The sequence below is a fragment of the Streptomyces sp. NBC_00209 genome, from assembly GCF_045206345.1.
Taxonomy (GTDB): domain Bacteria; phylum Actinomycetota; class Actinomycetes; order Streptomycetales; family Streptomycetaceae; genus Streptomyces.
The window spans coordinates 6,645,479-6,664,846 of record NZ_CP108121.1 but is presented as its reverse complement, the minus strand read 5'-3'; the positions used below and the strand labels follow the sequence as shown (position 1 = coordinate 6,664,846).

The following is a 19,368-nucleotide window of genomic DNA, read 5'->3' as shown; positions in this document are numbered from 1 at the left end:
TGTCCCTCCCGCCAGGGGCGTTCCGGCCGGTGCGGACGTCAGCGGGCGCCGGGCGCGGCGGCGACGCGTTCCAGCACGGTACCGAGGTCGGCGCGGGACCACCAGGAGCCCTCCCGCAGCACCCCGGCGATCCGGCGCAGCGCGGTGTGGTCCGTCAGCGGGTTTTCGGCGAGGAGCACCAGGCCGGCGGGCATGCCGGGGGCGACGCGTCCGGACGACCCCGCCTCGCCGAGAAACCGGGCGGGCTCGGTCGTCGTCATGCGCAGGATGGCCGGCGGGGCGAGACCGGCCTCGGCGAGCAGGTCGAACTCGTCGTGCAGCGAGAAGCTGGAGGCGCCGGTCAAGCGGCTGCTCCAGGGCGCCGCGATCGACGAGATCGCCGGCCGCGAGGCGGTGGACGACTTCTCGGCGCTCGCGTACTTCACCCGGTTCGCGCGCGGGGCGCAGTGAAGTCTTGGCGGGCCGGCGGTGTCCGGAGGCGGTCCAGGAGGGCCGCCTCCGCGGTGTCGGAGTGCGCGCCCTCCCAGCTGGTCAGGGGGACGGCTCGCAGGTGGCGGCCCCGCGGGTCGAGGAGGTGGCCGGCGAGTTTCATCGGCCAGAGGGTGAGCGCCCGGTCGGCCACCGTCAGTTCGGGGTGGCGGGCGGTGAGCCGGGACTCGAAGGCGCCGATGTCGTCCACCGAGCGCAGCCAGGCGGCCAGGAGCAGGTTGTGCGGGCCGGTCAGCGAGGCGCAGAGCCGGATCTCGCGGATCTGGCTGATGCTCTTCGCGAGCTGCGGCGCCCGGCTCTGCGGCACCGCCGCCCAGTACGAGACCGAGACCGGCCAGCCGGAGAGCGACCGCGCCACCTCGCACCGGTGGGCGAGCGCCCGGTCGGCGTCCAGGCGGCTGATCGGCGTGAGTTTCCTGGCCACCGCCGCGTTCCACACGGCGATCTGGCAGCTGGTGGTGGCCAAGGTGCTCGCGGGCGCCGGGATCGGCGTGGCGCTCGGCGCGCTGCCCACGGTGATCGCGGAGGCCGGTGCCCCCTCCCGTACGGGGATCACCACGGCCCTGTACAACAACGTCAAGACTCTGGGCGGGGCGGTCGCCGGAGCGGTCGTCGCGGTCATCCTGGCGACCCCGGCGTCGGAGACCGGGAGCCCCGTCTCCGACACCCAGGAGGCGGTGAGCGAGTCCGGGTACGTCGCGGTCTGGCTGCTGTGCGCGCTGCTCTCCGCGGGCGCGGCCGTGGCGGCGGCCGCCGCGCGGCGCGGGGCGGCGAATCAAGCGGGTTGAGCCCAAGCGGGCGGAGCACCCGGCTTGTCATACTGCTCCGATGACCGACGCACCCGTCCCCGCACTCGACTCACTGGCCGGGCTGGCCTTCGGTGACGCCTTCGGCGACCGCTGGTTCGGCATCCTGCGCCGCGAGGGTCCCGAGCCCCTGGAGGCGCGGACGCTGCCTCAGGAACCCGTGTGGCGGTGGAGCGACGACACCGCGCAGGCGCTGGTCCTGGTCCGCGAACTCGCCGAGGGCGACGGCACCGTGGACCAGGACCGGTTCGCCCGGCGCCTGGCCGAGGAGTACGCCGCCGACCCGCACCGCGGCTACGGGGCCTCGATGCACGACGTGCTGCGCCGGATCGGCGCGGGCGAGCCCTGGCAGGAGCTGGTGACCGAGCAGTTCGAGGGCATGGGCTCCTGGGGCAACGGGGCGGCGATGCGCGCCGCCCCGCTCGGTGCGTGGCACGCCGGCGACCTGGACACGGCCGTCGAGCAGGCCGCCCGCCAGAGCGCGGTCTCGCACCACCACCCGGAGGCGGCCGCCGGGGCGGTGGCGGTCGCCGTCGCCGCGGCGCTGGCCGTGCGCGGCCGGGGCGCTCCGGCGCCCGAGCGTGCCGTGTTCCTCCAGGAGGTCGCCGCGCACCTGTCCGACAGCGACGTGCGCTCGGGCATCCGCATCGCGTCCCGGATGCCCGCCCACACCTCGGTCCGCCACGCGGCGGAGGTCCTGGGCTCCGGCTACCGGATGTCCGGGCCCGACACCGTCCCCTTCGCGCTGTGGTGTGCGGCGGGGCACCTGGACGACCTGGAGGAGGGGCTGTGGCGCACGGTGGCGGGACGCGGTGACATCGACACCACCTGCGCCATCGCGGGAGGCGTGATCGCCGCCCGTACCGGCGTAGCCGCCCTGCCCCCGGCCTGGCACACGGCCCGCGAGCCGCTGCCGGAGTGGGCGGCGCTCAGCGCCTGACCGCGCGCAGGACGACGAACTTCGGGTCGCCCGCCATCGTCGCGCAGTTGCCGAAGACCCGGCGCAGGGTGGTGTGGTGACCCAGGTGCCGGTTGGCGACCACCCAGAGCTCGCCGCCCGGGCGCAGCGCGTGCCGGGCTCCGTGGAACATGGTCCGGGCGGTCGCGTCGGTGGTGGCCTGGTGGGAGTGGAACGGCGGGTTGTTGAGGACCAGGTCCGCGCTCCCGGGCTCGGCGCCGGCCAGGCCGTCCCCGACGACGAAGCGGGCCCGGTCGTCCGGCCCGGTGTTGTCGCGGAAGGTCGCCTCGGCCGATGCCACGGCCTGGTACGACTCGTCGACGAAGGTGAGGGTGGCCTCGGGGTTGGCGAGGGCGGCGGCGAGGCCGAGGACGCCGTTGCCGCAGCCGAGGTCCACGACCCGGTCGGGGCCGCTGCGGTCCGGCAGGTGCGTGAGGAAGAAGCGGGTGCCGATGTCGAGCCGGTCGGCGCAGAAGATCCCGGCGTGGTTGGTGACGGTGCGCCCGGCGGCCGCCCCGGCGTGCGGGGGCAGCTCGTAACGCAGCGGCCAGGGGCTGGGGGTGCGGGGCAGGGCGGGGTCCGGGGTGCTGTGGATGAGCCGGGCCTTGCGGACGGCGAGCGAGGTCCGGGTCGGGCCGATGATGCGCTCGAACAGCTTGAGCGTGGAGGTGTGGATCTCCTTGACCATCCCGGTGCCGACGACGACCGTGCCGGCGTGCACGGCGGGCGCGATGCGGTGGAGCTGGTCCTCCAGGAGCGCGAGGCTCTTGGGTACGCGTACCAGGAGCAGGTCGACGCGGTCCGGCGGGGTGTCACGGGGGGACAGCAGGCGCACCGCACCGGCGGGCAGCCCGTTCCGCTCCAGGTTCGCGGCGGTGGCCCGCTGCCCGAGGTAGGAGTCGCTGATCTGTACGGGGTGGTGCGCGGCCAGGACCGTACTCAGGGCGCCCCAGCGGTCGCCGAGCACGACGACGTTCCCCGAGACGTCGACCGCCTCCTCCAGGTGCTGGAGCAGATAGGCGTCGGCCGCGTCCCAGGCACGGAACGGGTCGCGGGGGTCCTCGGGGAAGCGGGCGAGGTCGTATCCGGCCTCTGACGTCGTCAAACGGTTCATTGTGCGTTCAGGCTAACCGAGCGGCGCCCGGCGCCCGTACCCGCGGCGGGCGCGGCGGCCGCGGCCGCCGCGCCGTACCGCCGGCTACGGCAGTCGCTTGTCCATGGCCGCCCGGCCCTCCCTGGCCAGGGTGCGCTCCGCCCACGCGAGGTTCGCCGGGGTCAGGTCCCGCCCGGACGCGAGCACCAGGTCCTCGGCGGACGGGTTGTCCGTGGCGCCGGTGTGCAAGAGGTCGTCCGGAGTCAGGCCCCGGGTACTGGATACGGAATCGGACTCGTCGCTCATGCCGCCTCCTTGTCCTTCCCGTCATTCTCGCCCGCCCCCGGCGCTCCCGCATCCGAGACCGGGGCGGGGTTCCGGGACGGGTTCCGGGCCCTCACTTGACCTGCACATGATAGATACGCGGGGTTCACACATCGTGACGGTCCGCATGGAAGGCTCCCGCGTACACATAGCGGACACGACCACCGCGGAGCCGTCCCCCACCCCGTGACGGCGCCGCGGTGCGCGTATTCCCGGAGAGGACACCCCACATGTCCCGTCGTCACCTTCCCGCGCGCCACGCACTGCCCGCCGCGCTCGCCGCCCTCGTGGTGTTCAGCGGCACGGCCGCCGCCGCCCCCCTCCCGACGCCACCGCCCACCGCCGCCTCCGCGCTCTCCGCGCTGGACGACACGTACTACGAGGACGCGACCGGCAAGACCGGCGCCGCGCTGAAGAGCGCCCTGCACACGATCATCAGCGACCAGAGCAGGCTCACCTACAGCCAGGTCTGGGACGCCTTGAAGGACACCGACGAGGACCCGGCCGACTCCTCGAACATCATCGAGCTGTACACCGGGCGCTCCGAGCCGAAGAGCGACAACGGCGGCAGCGTCGGCCAGTGGAACCGCGAGCACGTCTGGGCCAAGTCCCACGGCGACTTCGGCACGGCCACCGGCCCCGGCACCGACATCCACCACCTGCGCCCGTCCGACGTCCAGGTCAACTCCACGCGCGGGAACAAGGACTTCGACAACGGCGGTACGGAACTGGGCGACGCCCCGGGCAACTACACCGACTCCGACTCCTTCGAACCGCGCGACGCCGTCAAGGGCGACGTGGCGCGGATGATCCTCTACATGGCCGTGCGCTACGAGGGCGACGACGCGTTCCCCGACCTGGAACCCAACGACAGCGTGTCCAACGGTTCCTCACCGCACATCGGCCGGCTCTCCGTACTCAAGACATGGAGCGAGCAGGACCCGCCGGACGCCTTCGAGAAGCGGCGCAACGACGTCATATACGAGGACTACCAGCACAACCGGAACCCGTTCGTGGACCACCCCGAGTGGGTGGAGGCCATCTGGTGACGGACCCGCGCCTCTGACACCGGCCGTCGGCCGTCAGCTCCGCTCCGCCTGGGCGATCCGGGGGAACGACTTGACGCCGGCGGCCTTGCGGCTGTTGGCGTGCTGACTGACGGTCTTGTCGGTCGGCGCGTCCGGGAAGCCGAGCACCACGGAGTCCAGCACCGTGCCCGACGCGTCCACGAACTCGACGCGCACCGCGAAGAACGCCTCCTCGCCGCTCCGGTTGGTCACCCGCACCAGGGCGCTGCGGAACCGCTCCCCGGGCTGGACCGCGATGCCGTTGACGGAGACGTCGTCCCTCGCGTCGCCCTTGCCGTCGACGCCCTTCAGGGTCGCCACGGCCTTCTGCCGGTTGCGCTCGGCGTCGGCGGACACCGAGGCGGCGAACTCGTCCTGGGTGCGCTCGCCACGGGCCGGGCTCGGGCTGGCCGTCGGTTCGGCGGAGATCGTGCGGGTGCTTCTGGCCGCACCCGCCGACGGGGTGTCGGAGTCGCCGCAGGCGGCCGCCCCGGCGACGAGCACCGCGACGACCGCGGCGGGGGTCAGACCGCGGATGACGCGGCCTCGGAAGGGACGCCGCGCGGGGCCGGTCCGGTTCACAAACGCTCCGTCCACGAAGCGGGCACGGGGAAGCGGTGCTTCCCGCACCCGGGATGACCAACTCGCCCATATTAGGATCAAAAGGTATGAATTGACTCGTTGAATCACCCGCCCCGCACGCAGTGCGCGCAATTCCCCGGGAGGGAACTGATGGACACGGACGCCCTGACCGCCGGCCTGCTGCAGGAGCTCCGCCGGACCAGGCCCTATCCGGCCCTGTCCCTGACCATGCCGACCCACCGGCGCGCCCCGGACAACGCCCAGGACGCCGTACGGCTGCGCAACCTGCTGTCCGAGGCCCACAACCGGCTGGAAGCCGATCCGCAGGCCGACCGGGAGGCGTGCGCCGCGATCAAGCGGCAGCTCGACCGCGCGGCCGGCGAACTCGACCAGCGCCGGGCCCTGGACGCGCTCGTGCTCCTCGCCACCGCCGACGAGTACCAGATCTGGCGGCTGCCGCGTACCGCACCCGAACGGGTGGTGCTGAGCGACAGCTACCTCACCCGCAACCTGGTCGCCGCGAAGGCGCAGGCCCGCCCCTTCTGGGCGCTGACCGTGGCCGCCGACCACGCCGCCCTCTTCAGCGGCACCACCGAGTCCGCGCAGGAGGCCCACGTCGACGGCTTCCCGCTGGCCGCCCCGCGCGAGGAGTTCAACCCGCAGCGCATGGAGCGGATCGGGGACACGGCGAGCAACTTCGCCAGCGAGGACACCCGGAACTTCCTGCGCACGGTGGACGAGAAGCTGCGCGCCGTCCTGGCCACCGACCCCCGCCCGCTGTACCTGGTGGGCATCGCGCCGGCGCTCGCCCTGTTCGACGAGGTCAGCGAGTGCGCGAAGGACGCGGTCGGCCGGGTCACCAAGGGCGCGCCCGCCGACAACGCGCCCCGCGACCTGCTCACCGAGCTGCGCCCGGCCCTGGACGCCCGCCGCGAGCACTTCGCGAAGGAGATCGAGGGGCGGCTGGACGCGGCGCGCGGCCGCAAGGCGTTCGCCGGTGGTCTGGACGAGGTGTGGGCCGCGGTGCACGAGGGCCGCGCCGGCCTGGTGGCCGTGGAGGAGCACTACCAGCAGACGGTACGGGTCGACCAGGAGCACCTGAAGCCGGTGACCGACGATGTGGTGGACCCGTCCGACGCGAGCGTCCGCGAGGACGTCGTGGACGAGCTGGTGGAGGCGGCGCTGGACAGCGGCGCGGAGGTGTTCTTCGTCGCGGACGACTCGCTCAAGGGGCACGGCCGCATCGCGGCCGAACTGCGCTTCTGAGCCCGCGCGGTACGCGGTGAGGGCCCGGACGGGATTCCGTCCGGGCCCTCACCGTACGCCTTGGGGCGGGTCAGCCCTCCCAGGTCCAGTCGGCGACCTCGGGCAGGTCGGTGCCGTGTTCGCGGATCCAGGCGTGGTGGCGGGTGCGGGTGTCCGCCATCTCCTGACGCACCGCCACGGCGCGTACGCCCAGGCCGGGGACCCGGTCGATGACGTCCATGACCAGCCGGTAGCGGTCGAGGTCGTTGCGGACGACCATGTCGAAGGGCGTGGTGGTCGTGCCCTCCTCCTTGTAACCCCGCACGTGCAGCTCGCCGTGGCCGGCGCGGCGGTAGGCCAGCCGGTGGATCAGCCACGGGTAGCCGTGGTACGCGAAGATGACCGGCTTGCCCCGGGTGAACAGCGCGTCGTACTCGGAGTCCGGCATGCCGTGCGGGTGCTCGGAGTGCGGCATGAGCCGGGCCATGTCGACCACGTTGACCACCCGCACCGCCAGCTCCGGCAGATGGCGCCGCAGCAGCTGGGCTGCCGCCAGGGTCTCCAGCGTGGGTACGTCACCGGCGCAGGCGAGGACGACGTCGGGCTCGCGGCTGCCGTCCTCCGTGCCCGCCCACTCCCAGAGACCGGCACCGCGCGCGCAGTGCACCCGGGCCTGGTCGAGGGTGAGCCAGTCGAAGCCGGGCTGCTTGCCGGCCACGATGACGTTGACGTAGTCCCGGCTGCGCAGGGCGTGGTCGGCCACGGAGAGCAGGGTGTTGGCGTCGGGCGGCAGGTAGACGCGTACGACTTCGGGGCTCTTGTTGAGGATGTGGTCCACGAAGCCCGGGTCCTGGTGCGAGAAGCCGTTGTGGTCCTGGCGCCAGACGTGCGAGGTGAGCAGGTAGTTGAGCGAGGCGATGGGGCGGCGCCAGGCGAGGCGGCGCGAGGTGCGCAGCCACTTGATGTGCTGGTTGACCATCGAGTCCACGATGTGCGCGAACGCCTCGTAGCAGGAGAACAGCCCGTGCCGCCCGGTCAGCAGATAGCCCTCCAGCCAGCCCTGGCACAGGTGCTCGGACAGGACCTCCATGACCCGGCCGTCCCGGGCGAGGTGTTCGTCGGTCGGGAGGGTGCGGGCCTGCCATGCCTTGCCGCTGGCCTCGTAGACGGCGTCGAGCCGGTTGGAGGCCGTCTCGTCGGGTCCGACGAGCCGAAAGTCCCTGCGGTCCGCCGTCGCCGCCATGACCGCTTCGAGGAGACCGCCCAGGACGCGGGTGGGCTCGCGGAGTGTGGTGCCGGGGCGGTCCACGGGGACGGCGTAGCCGTCGAGGTCCGGGACGGGCAGGTCGCGCAGGAGCAGGCCGCCGTTGGCGTACGGGGACGCGCCGAGGCGGGCGGCGCCCTCGGGGACGCAGGCCAGCACCTGTGCGGTGGGGCGGCCCTCCGCGTCGAAGAGCTCGTCCGGCCGGTAGGACCGCATCCACGCCTCCAGTTGGCGCAGGTGGTCCGGGTTGTCGCGGACGCCGGGGAGCGGGACCTGGTGGGCGCGCCAGGTGGATTCGACGGGCAGCCCGTCGACCTCGGCGGGCCCGGTCCAGCCCTTCGGGGTGCGCAGCACGATCATCGGCCAGCGCGGGCGTTCGGTGTCGCCGCCGGTGCGGGCGGCCGCCTGGATCTCCGCGATGCGGTCGGCGGCGCGGTCCATGGCGAGGGCCATCGCCCGGTGCACGGCGCGTGGTTCGTCGCCCTCCACGTAGAGCGGGTCGTGTCCGTAGCCGCGCAGCAGCGCGTCGAGCTCGGTGTGCGGGAGGCGGGCGAGGACCGTGGGGTTGGCGATCTTGTAGCCGTTGAGGTGGAGGACCGGCAGGACGGCCCCGTCGTGGACGGGGTCGAGGAACTTGTTGGCGTGCCAGGACCCGGCGAGCGGTCCGGTCTCCGCCTCGCCGTCGCCGATGACGCAGGTGACCAGCAGTTCGGGGTGGTCGAGGGCGGCGCCGTAGGCGTGGGCGAGGGAGTAGCCGAGTTCGCCGCCCTCGTGGATGGAGCCGGGGGTCTCGGGGGCGACGTGGCTGGGGACGCCGCCGGGGAACGAGAACTGCTTGAACAGCAGGCCCATGCCCGCCGCGTCCCTGCTGACGTCCGGGTACGCCTCCGAGTAGCTGCCCTCCAGCCAGGAGCCGGCGAGGACGGCGGGCCCGCCGTGGCCGGGGCCCCAGATGCACAGTGCCGGTGTTCCGCGCGCGCCGATGAGGCGGTTGAGGTGGGTGTACACGAGGTTGAGCCCGGGCGAGGTGCCCCAGTGGCCGAGCAGCCGGGGCTTGATGTGCTCCGGGGCCAGCGGCCGGGTCAGCAGGGGGTTGTCCCTCAGGTAGATCTGCCCGACGGCCAGGTAGTTGGCGGCCCGCCAGTGCGCGTCCAGCGCGTCGAGTTCCTGGTCGGACGGGCCGGGCGGCGGTGGGGCGTCGCTCATGGTCACCTCTCGGCGGGGCGGGTTCGGGGGCGTCGCGCGCACGGTCACCGGGGCTCGGCGCCGTACCAGACGGTGGTGGCGTTGCAGAACTCGCGGATGCCGTGTCCGGCGAGCTCGCGCCCGTAGCCCGAGCGCTTCACCCCGCCGAAGGGCAGCGCGGGGTGGGAGGCGGTCATGCCGTTGAAGAAGACACCGCCGGCCTGGAGGTCCCGGACGCAGGCGTCGGCCTCGTCGGCGTCCCGGGTCCAGACGTTCGAGCTGAGCCCGAAGGAGGTGTCGTTCGCGACCTCGACGGCTTGGTCCAGGCTGTCCACGCGGTACAGCGTGGCGACCGGGCCGAAGGTCTCCTCGCGGTGGATGCGCATCTCGGGTGTGATGCCGGCGAGGACGGTGGGCGCGTAGAACCAGCCGTTCTCCAGGCCGCCGCCCAGGCCCTCGGGGCGTCCGCCGCCGCACAGCGCCTCGGCGCCTCGGCTCACCGCGTCGTCCACCAGCTCCGCGAGGTCCGCGCGGCCCTGTTCCATGGCGATCGGCCCGACGTCGGTGGACTCCTCCAGCGGGTCGCCCACGGTCAGCTGGCGCATGCCGACGGTGAAGCGCTCGGCGAACTCCTCGTACACCTCGGTGTGCACGATGAACCGCTTGGCGGCGATGCACGACTGGCCGTTGTTCTGGGCGCGGGCGGTGACGGCGGTGCGGGCGGCCTTGGCGACGTCCGCCGAGGGCAGGACCAGGTAGGGGTCGCTGCCGCCGAGTTCGAGGACGGTGTGCTTGACCTCGTCACCGGCGATGGCGGCGACGGAGCGGCCGGCCGGTTCGCTGCCGGTGAGCGTCGCGGCGGCCACCCGGCGGTCGCGCAGGATGCCCTCGACGGCCTGGGAGCCGACCAGCAGGGTCTGGAAGCAGCCGGCCGGGAAGCCGGCGCGGTGGAAGAGGTCGCCGAGGTACAGCGCGGTCTGCGGCACGTTCGACGCGTGCTTCAGCAGGCCCGTGTTACCGGCCATCAGGGCGGGGGCGGCGAAGCGCACGACCTGCCACAGCGGGAAGTTCCACGGCATCACGGCGAGGACCGGGCCGAGCGGCCGGTAGCGGACGTACGCGCGCACCGCGCCGGAGTCCTTCACATCGGCGGCGGAAGGGTGCTCGTCGGCGAGCAGTTCCTCAGCGCGGGCGGCGTACCAGCGCATCGCCTTGGCGCACTTCGCGGCCTCGGCACGGGCGGCCGTGACGGGCTTGCCCATTTCCAGGGTCATGGTGCGCGCGATGTCCTGCTGGTCCTCGTCCAGGAGGTCGGCGGCGCGGTTGAGCAGCCGGGCCCGTTCGGCGAACGTGGTGGTGCGGTACGCGCGGAAGGCGGCGTCGGCCGCGGCGATCCGCTTCTCGATCTCGTCGTCCTTCAGCGCGTCGAACGTCCTGAGCGTCTCGCCGTTCGCGGGATTGACCGTCGCGATGGGCATGACTGTGGCCTCCTTGCCTCGGTACTTCGACCGTGCCGCGCGGCGGGTCCGCCCGCAACGCGGGCCGTGACACGGCGCAGCCCCCGCCCTCGCATACCCGGCCGGCGCGGATCATGCATGCTCGGGACATGCGATCCGCGCCGGCCGGGGGCCTGCGCTGCGGGGGCGGGGCCGTAGGTCTCAGACGAGCGCCGGGGCGGCGTCGGGGACGGGGACGGTCTCGTCGGCGGCGGCCGGGACCGGCTCGGGGATCTCCGCGACCGCGGCCGGCGGGCGGCGGGACTCGCGGACGCCGGGCAGCGGCGGCAGCGGCACCAGCTCGATGTGCTGCGGCTCCTGGGCGTACCGGGTGAACCAGACGACCTTGCCCTCGGAGGTCCGGCAGGTGCCCCAGCTGTCGCTGAGGGCCATGACCCGGCTCAGGCCGCCGCCCTCGTGGAGCAGTCGCGGCATCTCGGAGCCGTTGTCGGCGACGGAGACCGTGAGATGCCGTCCGGACCACCGGAGTTCGACGACGCAGCGGTTGTCGTCACCGACATGCCGGTGGACATTGGTCAGCAGCTCCTCCACGGCACGGCACACGGGCCGTACGTGGAGTTCGAGACTCCAGTGGCGCAGGTGGGCCGCGATTATGCGTCGCAGTTGGTCCACACGCTCTGCGGAAACCTGGAGTTCGACCAGATAGTGCCGGTCGAGTGGAACGGTCATCGTCGAGGCTCCTCACATCGAGGCCCACGACTTCGCCTCGTTGAACCAACGACCCCCGAATACGAAGAGTGAGCAGATGTCTCTTCTGGGTCACTCCACAGGGTGACCCCGCTGGGCCGGTCGCGCAACATATCGGGCCGCGCACCCGGGGTGACCGGCGCTTTCGCGTCAGGCCAGATGGGTGAGCACCCGGTCGGGTGTCAGGGGCAGGGTGCGCAGCCGGACTCCGGTCGCGTGCCGGAAGGCGTTCCCGACGGCCGCGGCGGCGCCGACGATGCCGATCTCGCCGATGCCCTTGCTGCCCATGGGGTTGAGGTGGGGGTCGTCCTCCTCGATCCAGTGCGCGTCGACGGCGGCCACGTCGGCGCAGACGGGGACGTGGTACGAGGCGAGGTCGCACTCGGTGAAGTCGCCGTGGACCGGGTCCATGGTGGAGCCCTCGGTGAGCGCCATGCCGATGCCCATGGTCATGCCGCCGATGAACTGAGAGCGCGCGGTACGGGAGTTGAGGATGCGGCCGGCCGCGAAGACCCCCAGCATCCGGCGCACCCGGACCTCGCCGGTGCGGGTGTTCACGGCGACCTCGGCGAAGTGCGCGCCGAAGGCGTGCCGGGCGTACGGGGACTGCTCGGCGGTCTCCTCGATGGTGTCGGCGGTGACGGTCACCCCTTCGGCGGGCAGCGGCCCGCCGCGCGCGGCGAGCTCTTCCGCGAGCCCGGAGGCGGCTTTGTGCACGACCCAGCCCCAGGAGGCGGTGCCGGACGAGCCGCCGGCCAGCGAGGCGTCGGGCAGGTCGCTGTCGCCGATGTCGATGGCCACGTCGTCCAGCGGTGCGCCCAGCACCTCGGCGGCGATCTGCGCGAGGACCGTACGGGCACCGGTGCCGATGTCCGTGGCGTTGACAGCGATCCGGTAGGTGCCGTCGGGGGCCGCGTGCGCGGTGGCGTGACCCGCGCTGACGTAGACGGGGTACGTGGCCGAGGCGACGCCCGTGCCGAGCAGCAGGGCACCCTCGCGGCGGACGCCGGGGGCGGGATCGCGGTCCTGCCAGCCGAAGCGCGCGGCACCCTCTCGCAGACAGGCGGCCAGGCCCCGGCTGCTGAAGGGTTTGCCGGAGTCGGGTTCCTCGGCCGGGTCGTTGCGCAGCCGCAGGTCCACGGGGTCGACGCCCAGTTCCGCCGCGAGTTCGTCCATGGCGGATTCGAGGGCGTACATGCCGGGGGCCTCGCCCGGGGCGCGCATCCACGACGGGCTGGGCACGTCGAGGGCGGTGACCCGGTGCGTGGTGCGGCTGTGCGGTGAGCCGTACATGACGCGGGCGGGGACGGCGGCCTGCTCCACGAACTCCTTGATCCGGGAGGTGTGGGTGATGACCTCCTGGGCGACCGAGGTGAGGGTGCCGTCGGCCTCGGCGCCCAGCCTGACGCGCTGCACGGTGGGCGCCCGGTGTCCGACGAGCGCGGGCAGCTGCCGCCTGGGCAGGGCGAGTTCGACGGGGTGGCCGGTGTGCAGGGCGGCCATCGCGGCGAGCACGGTCTGCGGGCGCGGGGTGCCCTTGGAGCCGAAGCCGCCTCCGACGTGTTCGGAGACGGCGGTGACCCGGTCGGCCCCGATACCGAAGGCGGCGGCGAGGCTGTCGCGCACCTTGGTGGCGCCCTGGCTGGAGTCGTACACGGTGAGGTGCCCGTCGGGCGACCAGTGGGCGGTCGAGGCGTGCGGCTCCATGGGGTGGTTGTGCAGCGCCTCCAGGGTGTACGTGGCGTCCACGCGTACGGGCGACGCCTCGAAGGCCCGGTCGAAGTCGCCGCGTTCACGCACGGCCGGGTAGCCGCCGTTGGCCTGTTCCGGGGTGTACAGGCCCGCGTGGTCCTCGGTGAGCACGACGTCGTGCGGGGTCGTCTCGTAGGTGATGTGCAGGGCGGCCGCGCCGGCCCGGGCACTCGCGAGGCTGTCGGCGACGACGAGCGCGACGGGCCAGCCCCGGTGGGGCACCCGGTCGTCCTGGAGGACGGCGAGGATCGGGTCGTCCGGCTCGGCCAGGCGCGGCGCGTTGTCGTGGGTGAGGACGCTGTGGACGCCGGGGTGGGCGAGGGCGTCGACGGTGCGGACGGCGGTGACCCGGCCGGACGGCACGGAGGCGGGCACCGGCCAGGCGTACAGGCAGCCGGGCAGGCCGCGTTCGGCGGCGTAGCGCGCGGCGCCGGTCACCTTGGCGCGACCCTCGCGGCGGACGGCGGGCGCGCCGAGCGGCTGGGGGGCGTGGCTCATGGCGGGATCCTCGGCTCTTCAGGTGCGGGCGGTGAGTTCGGCGAGGGCGTCGACGGCCAGATGCCGGGCGAGTCGGACCTTGAACGCGTTGTCGCGCAGCGGGCGGGCCCCGGCCAGCTCGGCGTCGGCGGCCCGCAGGAAGGTCGCGTCGGTGGCGGGTGCGCCGCGCAGGATCTCCTCGGCGGCTCGGGCCCGCCAGGGGCGGTGGGCGAGCCCGCCGAACGCGAGGGCCGCGTGCTCGATGTGCCCGTCGCGAACCCGCAGGACGGCGGCGACGGAGGCCAGCGCGAAGGCGTACGAGGCGCGGTCGCGGGCCTTGCGGTAGAGGGAGACCGTGCCGTCGGCCAGGGGTGGCAGCGTCACGTCGGTGACGAGTTCGCCGGGCCGGACGACCGTGTCGGCGTCGGGGTTGTCGCCGGGCAGCCGGTGGATGTCGGTCACCGGGACGGTCCGTTCGCCCTCCGGCCCGTGCAGCACGACGTCCGCGTCGAGCGCGGCGAGGGCCACGGCCATGTCGGAGGGGTGGGTGGCGACGCAGTCCTCGGAGTGCCCGATGACGGCGAGGTCGCGGTGGGCACCCTCGCGGGCGGGGCAGCCGGTGCCGGGTTCGCGCTTGTTGCAGGGCTTGGACGTGTCCTGGAAGTAGAGGCAGCGGGTGCGCTGGAGGAGGTTGCCTCCGGTGGTCGCGATGTTGCGGAGCTGCCCGGACGCGCCGGCCAGCAGGGCCTGCGACAGGGCGGGGTAGCGGGTGCGTACGGCGGGGTGGGCGGCCAGGTCGCTGTTGCGTACGGTGGCGCCGATGCGCAGGCCCCCGTCGGCGGTGTCCGTGATCCGGTCCAGCGGCAGCCGGCTGACGTCGACCAGCATGCCGGGGGTCTCCACGCCGAGCTTCATCAGGTCGACCAGGTTGGTGCCGCCGCCGAGGAACTTGGCGCCCGGGTGGGCGGCGCAGGCGCGCACCGCGTCGGTGACGGTATCGGCGCGCAGATAGGCGAAGGGTTTCACGACGCCACGTCCTCGATGGCCTCGACGATGCGCGGGTAGGCGCCGCACCGGCAGAGGTTGCCGCTCATCCGCTCCCGGATCTCCTCCGGGCCGAGCCGGGCGGGGGTGGCGACGGGTGCGTCGTGCGGGGTGACGTGCGAGGGGTGGCCGGAGTCGGCCTCGGCGAGGACGCCGGCGGCGGAGCAGAGCTGGCCCGGTGTGCAGTAACCGCACTGGAAGGCGTCGCGTTCCAGGAACGCCTCCTGGAGGGGGTGCAGCCGGTCGCCGTCCGCCAAACCCTCGACCGTGGTGACGCGCGAGCCGTCGTGGGCGACGGCCAGCAGGAGGCAGCTGTTGGCGCGGCGGCCGTCCACGAGGACGGTGCAGGCGCCGCACTGGCCGTGATCGCAGCCCTTCTTCGCCCCGGTGAGGTCCAGGTGGTGGCGCAGGGCGTCCAGGAGGGTGGTGCGGTGATCGAGGGTGACGGTGTGCTCGGTGCCGTTGATGTGCAGGGTCAGGGTGGCGGAGGGGAGGTCGCCGGGCGCCGGCGATTCTGCGGCGCCGCCCTCCCACGAACTGGCCGGATCCACGCGCGACACCTTTCAGAGAGGTCACTTTGTCCGATTTCTACCAGATGCGGACGGCGCCTCGGGGCACTCGCGACCCCGCACGAGGCGTTCGGCCTACTTGTTCTCCAGGCGCAGCCGCACCTCCTCCTCCTGGTCCCCCGACACCGTGCCCACCACCCGGACGGCGAAGGCGTCGGCCAGTCCGCCCCTGAGCCGGTCCACCGCGTGGTACCCGCCCTGCACATCGAGCGTGACGGGGACGCCGAGGGTCACGGACCCCGAGACCACCCGGGCCTCGGACACGTCGACGGTCGCGGCCCACGCCGTGGGCCGCCTGCCCGCGGTCTCGTGGGGCACGTCGGCGGAGGCGCGGTCGGTGGTGAAGGCGGCCCTCAGCACGTCGAAGACGGTGCGCGCGTCCTCCTCGGGGCATTCGCTGAGGACGACCGACACCTCCTGGTCGTGGTGGTCCTCCGTGGCCTGTCGCTTGTCCTGTGCGCTGTTCACCGGGGCTCCTTCCGAAAGGGCATTGCCGTCATTACCAGGCTGACCCCGCGCGCGACCGGCGGCGACAGGAGCGGCCCGGACTCCCCCGCGTGCCCGGCGCGGCCGGGGCTCACACCCTCGAAACATTTTCGGCGCCCATATCCACTTAAAACATGAATTCGATCGCCGTACCGAGTGACGCGTGTGTCCTGGGGTATCCGGCAAGCATGGACGTTTCGGATGGAGCCCTGAATTCCCTGGCGGTCACCCTCGCGGACGGACGCGGCGCGACGGGCGTCGTGATGGGCGTGATCGGTGTGCTCCTGGTGATCATGCTGATCGGTGCCTTCCTGCTGGGCAAGCGACGGCACGACCAGGAGCTGCCCCCGCCCCGGCCGGACGAGCAGCCGGTCGGCCCCGAGCACCGCAGCCACGAGGAGAAGCCGGACGTCCACGGTGACGACCGCTTCCCGGACGACGGCCGGGGCCTGTCCCCGTACGAGCTCGGTGAGCACGGCAACGAGCCGATCCGCCACGAGGACGACGACAAGCGCGACTGACCGGCCCCGCCCGGGGGCGCGGGGGCGGGCGGCGGCGTCGCGTTTGCGGGAGCGGCCGCCCCCGGCGAGTCTTGGTGACGGCCCCGAAGCCCGTCGGCACATCTGCCGCACCCCCCATGAAGGCAGTGGCACCATGACCCCAAGCACCTCCGGTACGGCGCCCGCGCGTGCGGCCCTGACCGGGTCCGCCGCGCCCTGCTGGGTCAATCTGATGACCCGCGATCTGGAGTCCGCCCAGAAGTTCTACGGCCCGGTGATGGGCTGGAGCTTCCGCCCGGGCCGGCTCGGCGACGACTTCTCGGTGGCCCGCCGCGGCGATGTGCCGGTCGCCGGCATCGGGGCCGTGGCCACCGCCTTCCGGGTCGCGGTGGCCTGGACGCCCTACTTCGCCGTCCGGGACGCCGATGTGGCCGCCTCCCGCATCCGGGAGCGCAGCGGCACGGTGGCGGTGGGGCCGCTGACGCTCGGCAAGGGGCGCGGCGCGCTGGCCGCCGACCGGGACGGGGCCGGGTTCGGCATCTGGGAGCGGACCGCGCCGACGACGTCCCCGCCCGCCCCGGACGGCCACGCGCACGCCTGGCTGCGGCTGCGCACCCGGAGCGCCTTCGACGCCGCGATCTTCTACGGCGAGGTACTGGACTGGGCGAGCGGGCGGCCCGGGGCCTGCGAGGTGTCGTACGCGAAGGACGAGGTGATCGTCCAGTGCGGGGGCCGCCAGCTGGCCCGGATCAGCTCCGGCGCGATCGAGGCCGCCCCCGATCCGCTGGTCCGGCCGCACTGGCAGGTCAACTTCCCGGTGGACGACGTGACCCTCGCCGTGGAGCGGGCCCGCGAGCACGGGGGCTCCCTGGTGGAGGAGCTGTCACACCCCGAGGGCCGGGAGGCGACGCTCCTGGACCCGGACGGCGGGCTTTTCACCGTCACGGACGTCCACCGGGCGTCGGACGCCTGAGGGGGCGCGTTTCAGGCGACCGGCAGGAGCAGTTCGGGCCGGTCCCACATCACCGCCGGGGGTGCGGCGCGTACGGTGCCGGTCCGCTCGGCGCCCATGGTCAGGTAGAAGCCCTCCGCCGGTGGATGCGAGACGACGCGGACGCCGGACAGCCCCCGCGCCTCCGCCTCCGCCCGCAGTTGGCCGATCAGCAGCCGCCCCGTGCCGGTGCCCTGGGCGTCGTTCGCGACGAAGAGCAGGTCCAGCTCGGGCGGGTCCAGGATGAGCGCGTAGAAGCCGAGCACACGGTCCGTCGCCTCCTGCACGGCCACGAAGACCTCATGGGCCTCGATGTAGTCCGGCCCCACCCGGTACCCGGCGACCATCGGCGCGTAGGGGCCCTCGTAGGCGCGCGAGGACCGGACCAGCCGGGTGAGGCGCCTGGCGTCGCGCGCGGTCGCCCGCCTGACGCGGACCGGGCCGCCGGATGCCCGGCGGCCCGTCGGCGTAACGCTTGATCTCATGGGGGCGAGTATTACGCATCCCTGCGGGGGACGGTCCCGGGCCCTTCAGGAGGCGGCGCGCCCGGTGCGCCACTCCGCCACCAGGGTGTCCACGTCGAACGGGCGCAGGTTCAGCAGCGGGCCCGGCGGCGGCCTGCGGACGGCCTCGCGGATCTTCTCGTTCACCTCGTCCAGTACCCGGCGGACCTCCGCCTCGGTCCGGATCCCCGGCAGCGCGGCGACGACGTCCTCGGCCTCCTTGCGCAGCGCCAGCGCCGGCGGGAGCACGGACACCCCTTCGCGCTGCATCTTCGACTTGATCCACCATGTCTCGTCGTACGGGGCACTCAGCGCCTCGATCGGCTTCCCGAACCCGGGCAGTTTCGAGACGTCGCCCTTCCGTTCGGACTCCCGGATCTGCTGGTCCACCCATGATTCGAAGCTGACACCCGCGGGTTTGCGCTCGGTCACCGTGATCCCCTCTCGGAGTACGCCTGCTGCGGCGCCTCCCACCCTACCGACGGGGCCTCCGGGGCCCGCCGGCCACGGATGTCGGAACCGCCACGACTCGAACGCGTTCGCCGGGGTACACGAGCGTCACGCCCGGCCGGAAGGCACGCCGGGCAACGAACCCGAAGGGGTGGTGGGAGTGGAACACAGAGACCCGCAGACCGACTACCGCCGGGGGTGGTGACGATGACGACCCTCGTGATCATCCTCGCGGTCGTCGTGGTGGCGGCAGCCGGAGCGTTCCTCGTCTTCGGCCGGAAGAACGGCGGCCACGGACTGCGGCGGCGTTTCGGACCGGAGTACGAGCGTGCCGTGGCCCGGCACGACGGCGACACCAAGGCCGCCGAACACGAACTGAACGAACGGCTGAAGCGGCACGGCTCGCTGGACGAGCGTGCGCTGACGCCCGAGGAACGTGAGAGCTACCTCGCCCGCTGGGCGCAGGTCCAGGACCGGTTCGTGGACGCGCCGCAGCAGGCGGTGGCCGAGGCCGACACGCTCCTCGCGGAGCTGGCCCGGGACATGGGCTTCCCCGACGGCAAGGACTTCGAGGAGCAGAGCGACGCGCTCTCCGTCCACCACGCCAAGCACGTCCACGGCTACCGGCGTGTGCACGCCGCCAAGCGCGGCGAGGGCGACACCGAGCAGCTGCGGACGGCGCTGGTCGAGGCCCGCGGCCTCTTCGACGTCCTCGTATCCAACGGCACGGACCGCCCGGTCCGCCGGGACAAGCATCACGCGGAAGGAAGTGGCACGGCATGACCAAGGACACCGATCCCACCCCGCGGCCCCCGGCCGCGCCCACGAGCCGTCCGGCCACCGAGGACCGGACCGCCCCCGGCGCCTCCTCGTACTTCTCCGACGACACCTCGGCCCGTCCGCCCCGGACGGCGCCCTCCACTCCCCCGCCCGCCGCAGCCCCGGTCCCCCTCGCCGAGAAGGACCTCGGTCGCAAGGACACGGACAAGGACGTGGACAAGGGCACGGGCGTTACGGAACGGCCGCACACCCCGGACCGCGACGGCCGGGCGCACACCGCGCACAGCGGCACCGACCGCCTCCTCCCGGCCGGCGACCAGGACAAGCTGGCCCACCGGCTGCACCAGGCGGTGACCGACTTCGTGGAGAGCCCGCACCGGGCGGTGGAGGAGGCCGAGTCCACGTTCGACGCGGTGGTCGCCGGGCTCACGGACGCGCTCAAGGAGCGCCGCAGCTCCCTGCACGTCGGCGAGGGGGACGGCGGCGACCCCGGGGCGCGGACCGAGGAGCTGCGGATCACGCTCCAGCACTACCGCGACCTCACGGAACGGCTCCTGAAGGTCTGACACGAAGCAAGGTCTGACACGAAGCTCTCAGAC

At 73.4% G+C, this 19,368-nt stretch carries 23 protein-coding genes; 9 read left to right on the top strand and 14 right to left on the bottom strand.

Features of this window, described 5'->3' with window-relative positions; genetic code table 11:
• Positions 1-38: 38 nt before the first annotated feature.
• A complete protein-coding gene (locus OG867_RS30155; RefSeq protein ID WP_406290166.1) occupies positions 39-260 on the bottom strand; it encodes a hypothetical protein in 222 nt (73 codons plus the stop codon).
• On the opposite strand from OG867_RS30155, the gene OG867_RS30150 reads away from it, so the two are divergent.
• The gene (locus tag OG867_RS30150; protein WP_406290164.1) at positions 259-450 is read left to right on the top strand and encodes a hypothetical protein; all 192 of its coding nucleotides are present in this window, start codon (positions 259-261) and stop codon (positions 448-450) included. The two genes, OG867_RS30155 and OG867_RS30150, sit on opposite strands and share 2 nt — an antisense overlap.
• Here the strand turns inward: OG867_RS30150 and OG867_RS30145 are convergent.
• Positions 422-913, bottom strand: coding sequence for a hypothetical protein (locus tag OG867_RS30145; protein WP_406290161.1), 492 nt, complete (start codon positions 911-913; stop codon positions 422-424). The genes OG867_RS30150 and OG867_RS30145 overlap by 29 nt on opposite strands.
• Between OG867_RS30145 and OG867_RS30140 the strand changes: the two genes are divergently transcribed.
• Together OG867_RS30140 and OG867_RS30135 are read left to right on the top strand one after the other, a co-directional pair.
• The gene (locus OG867_RS30140) at positions 897-1,277 is read left to right on the top strand and encodes an MFS transporter (protein ID WP_406290159.1); all 381 of its coding nucleotides are present in this window, start codon (positions 897-899) and stop codon (positions 1,275-1,277) included. The genes OG867_RS30145 and OG867_RS30140 overlap by 17 nt on opposite strands.
• 40 nt (positions 1,278-1,317) lie before the next feature.
• Positions 1,318-2,235 (top strand): ADP-ribosylglycohydrolase family protein, encoded by a 918-nt coding sequence (locus OG867_RS30135; protein ID WP_406290157.1) that lies wholly within the window; start codon positions 1,318-1,320, stop codon positions 2,233-2,235.
• Here OG867_RS30135 and OG867_RS30130 read toward each other — a convergent pair.
• Both OG867_RS30130 and OG867_RS30125 read right to left on the bottom strand, forming a co-directional pair.
• Positions 2,225-3,367: a methyltransferase gene (locus OG867_RS30130; RefSeq protein ID WP_328898795.1), complete on the bottom strand. Its 1,143-nt coding sequence runs from the start codon at positions 3,365-3,367 to the stop codon at positions 2,225-2,227. The two genes, OG867_RS30135 and OG867_RS30130, sit on opposite strands and share 11 nt — an antisense overlap.
• An 84-nt stretch (positions 3,368-3,451) precedes the next feature.
• Positions 3,452-3,652: a hypothetical protein gene (locus tag OG867_RS30125; RefSeq protein WP_328898796.1), complete on the bottom strand. Its 201-nt coding sequence runs from the start codon at positions 3,650-3,652 to the stop codon at positions 3,452-3,454.
• A 248-nt stretch (positions 3,653-3,900) separates the two neighbouring features.
• Between OG867_RS30125 and OG867_RS30120 the strand changes: the two genes are divergently transcribed.
• Positions 3,901-4,719 (top strand): endonuclease, encoded by an 819-nt coding sequence (locus OG867_RS30120; protein ID WP_328898797.1) that lies wholly within the window; start codon positions 3,901-3,903, stop codon positions 4,717-4,719.
• Positions 4,720-4,752: 33 nt separating this feature from the next.
• Here OG867_RS30120 and OG867_RS30115 read toward each other — a convergent pair whose 3' ends face one another.
• On the bottom strand, positions 4,753-5,319 hold the full coding sequence (locus OG867_RS30115; protein ID WP_406290154.1) for a hypothetical protein: 567 nt from the start codon (positions 5,317-5,319) through the stop codon (positions 4,753-4,755).
• 150 nt (positions 5,320-5,469) lie between these two features.
• On the opposite strand from OG867_RS30115, the gene OG867_RS30110 reads away from it, so the two are divergent.
• On the top strand, positions 5,470-6,585 hold the full coding sequence (locus tag OG867_RS30110) for a chemotaxis protein (RefSeq protein WP_328898799.1): 1,116 nt from the start codon (positions 5,470-5,472) through the stop codon (positions 6,583-6,585).
• 70 nt (positions 6,586-6,655) lie between these two features.
• Here the strand turns inward: OG867_RS30110 and OG867_RS30105 are convergent, their stop codons facing one another.
• The 7 genes from OG867_RS30105 to OG867_RS30075 all read right to left on the bottom strand — a co-directional run bounded on the left by OG867_RS30105 (position 6,656) and on the right by OG867_RS30075 (position 15,527).
• On the bottom strand, positions 6,656-9,034 hold the full coding sequence (locus OG867_RS30105; RefSeq protein ID WP_406290152.1) for a phosphoketolase: 2,379 nt from the start codon (positions 9,032-9,034) through the stop codon (positions 6,656-6,658).
• A 44-nt stretch (positions 9,035-9,078) separates the two neighbouring features.
• Positions 9,079-10,491, bottom strand: a complete 1,413-nt coding sequence (locus OG867_RS30100; protein ID WP_406290150.1) for an NADP-dependent succinic semialdehyde dehydrogenase — start codon at positions 10,489-10,491, stop codon at positions 9,079-9,081.
• 180 nt (positions 10,492-10,671) lie between these two features.
• The gene (locus OG867_RS30095) at positions 10,672-11,199 is read right to left on the bottom strand and encodes an ATP-binding protein (protein WP_328898802.1); all 528 of its coding nucleotides are present in this window, start codon (positions 11,197-11,199) and stop codon (positions 10,672-10,674) included.
• Between the two features lie 168 nt (positions 11,200-11,367).
• Positions 11,368-13,467: a xanthine dehydrogenase family protein molybdopterin-binding subunit gene (locus OG867_RS30090; protein ID WP_328898803.1), complete on the bottom strand. Its 2,100-nt coding sequence runs from the start codon at positions 13,465-13,467 to the stop codon at positions 11,368-11,370.
• Between the two features lie 18 nt (positions 13,468-13,485).
• Complete coding sequence (locus tag OG867_RS30085; protein ID WP_328898804.1) at positions 13,486-14,472, bottom strand: xanthine dehydrogenase family protein subunit M; 987 nt, start codon at positions 14,470-14,472, stop codon at positions 13,486-13,488.
• Positions 14,469-15,041 (bottom strand): 2Fe-2S iron-sulfur cluster-binding protein, encoded by a 573-nt coding sequence (locus OG867_RS30080; RefSeq protein ID WP_328898805.1) that lies wholly within the window; start codon positions 15,039-15,041, stop codon positions 14,469-14,471. Before OG867_RS30080 ends, OG867_RS30085 begins: the two co-directional genes overlap by 4 nt.
• Positions 15,042-15,134: 93 nt before the next feature.
• A complete protein-coding gene (locus OG867_RS30075) occupies positions 15,135-15,527 on the bottom strand; it encodes a hypothetical protein (RefSeq protein ID WP_073865513.1) in 393 nt (130 codons plus the stop codon).
• Positions 15,528-15,733: 206 nt separating this feature from the next.
• Between OG867_RS30075 and OG867_RS30070 the strand changes: the two genes are divergently transcribed.
• Positions 15,734-16,066 carry a DUF6479 family protein gene (locus tag OG867_RS30070; RefSeq protein ID WP_328898806.1) on the top strand — a complete coding sequence of 111 codons (333 nt, stop codon included), beginning with the start codon at positions 15,734-15,736 and terminating at the stop codon, positions 16,064-16,066.
• Between the two features lie 133 nt (positions 16,067-16,199).
• Positions 16,200-17,018: a VOC family protein gene (locus tag OG867_RS30065; RefSeq protein ID WP_406290145.1), complete on the top strand. Its 819-nt coding sequence runs from the start codon at positions 16,200-16,202 to the stop codon at positions 17,016-17,018.
• An 11-nt stretch (positions 17,019-17,029) separates the two neighbouring features.
• Here the strand turns inward: OG867_RS30065 and OG867_RS30060 are convergent, their stop codons facing one another.
• Positions 17,030-17,521: a GNAT family N-acetyltransferase gene (locus OG867_RS30060; protein ID WP_406290143.1), complete on the bottom strand. Its 492-nt coding sequence runs from the start codon at positions 17,519-17,521 to the stop codon at positions 17,030-17,032.
• 45 nt (positions 17,522-17,566) lie between these two features.
• Positions 17,567-17,971, bottom strand: a complete 405-nt coding sequence (locus OG867_RS30055; protein WP_406290141.1) for a DUF1992 domain-containing protein — start codon at positions 17,969-17,971, stop codon at positions 17,567-17,569.
• A 216-nt stretch (positions 17,972-18,187) separates the two neighbouring features.
• On the opposite strand from OG867_RS30055, the gene OG867_RS30050 reads away from it, so the two are divergent.
• Positions 18,188-18,772: a hypothetical protein gene (locus OG867_RS30050; RefSeq protein ID WP_328898810.1), complete on the top strand. Its 585-nt coding sequence runs from the start codon at positions 18,188-18,190 to the stop codon at positions 18,770-18,772.
• A complete protein-coding gene (locus OG867_RS30045; protein ID WP_406290139.1) occupies positions 18,769-19,335 on the top strand; it encodes a hypothetical protein in 567 nt (188 codons plus the stop codon). Before OG867_RS30050 ends, OG867_RS30045 begins: the two co-directional genes overlap by 4 nt.
• The last annotated feature ends 33 nt before the right edge of the window (positions 19,336-19,368 follow it).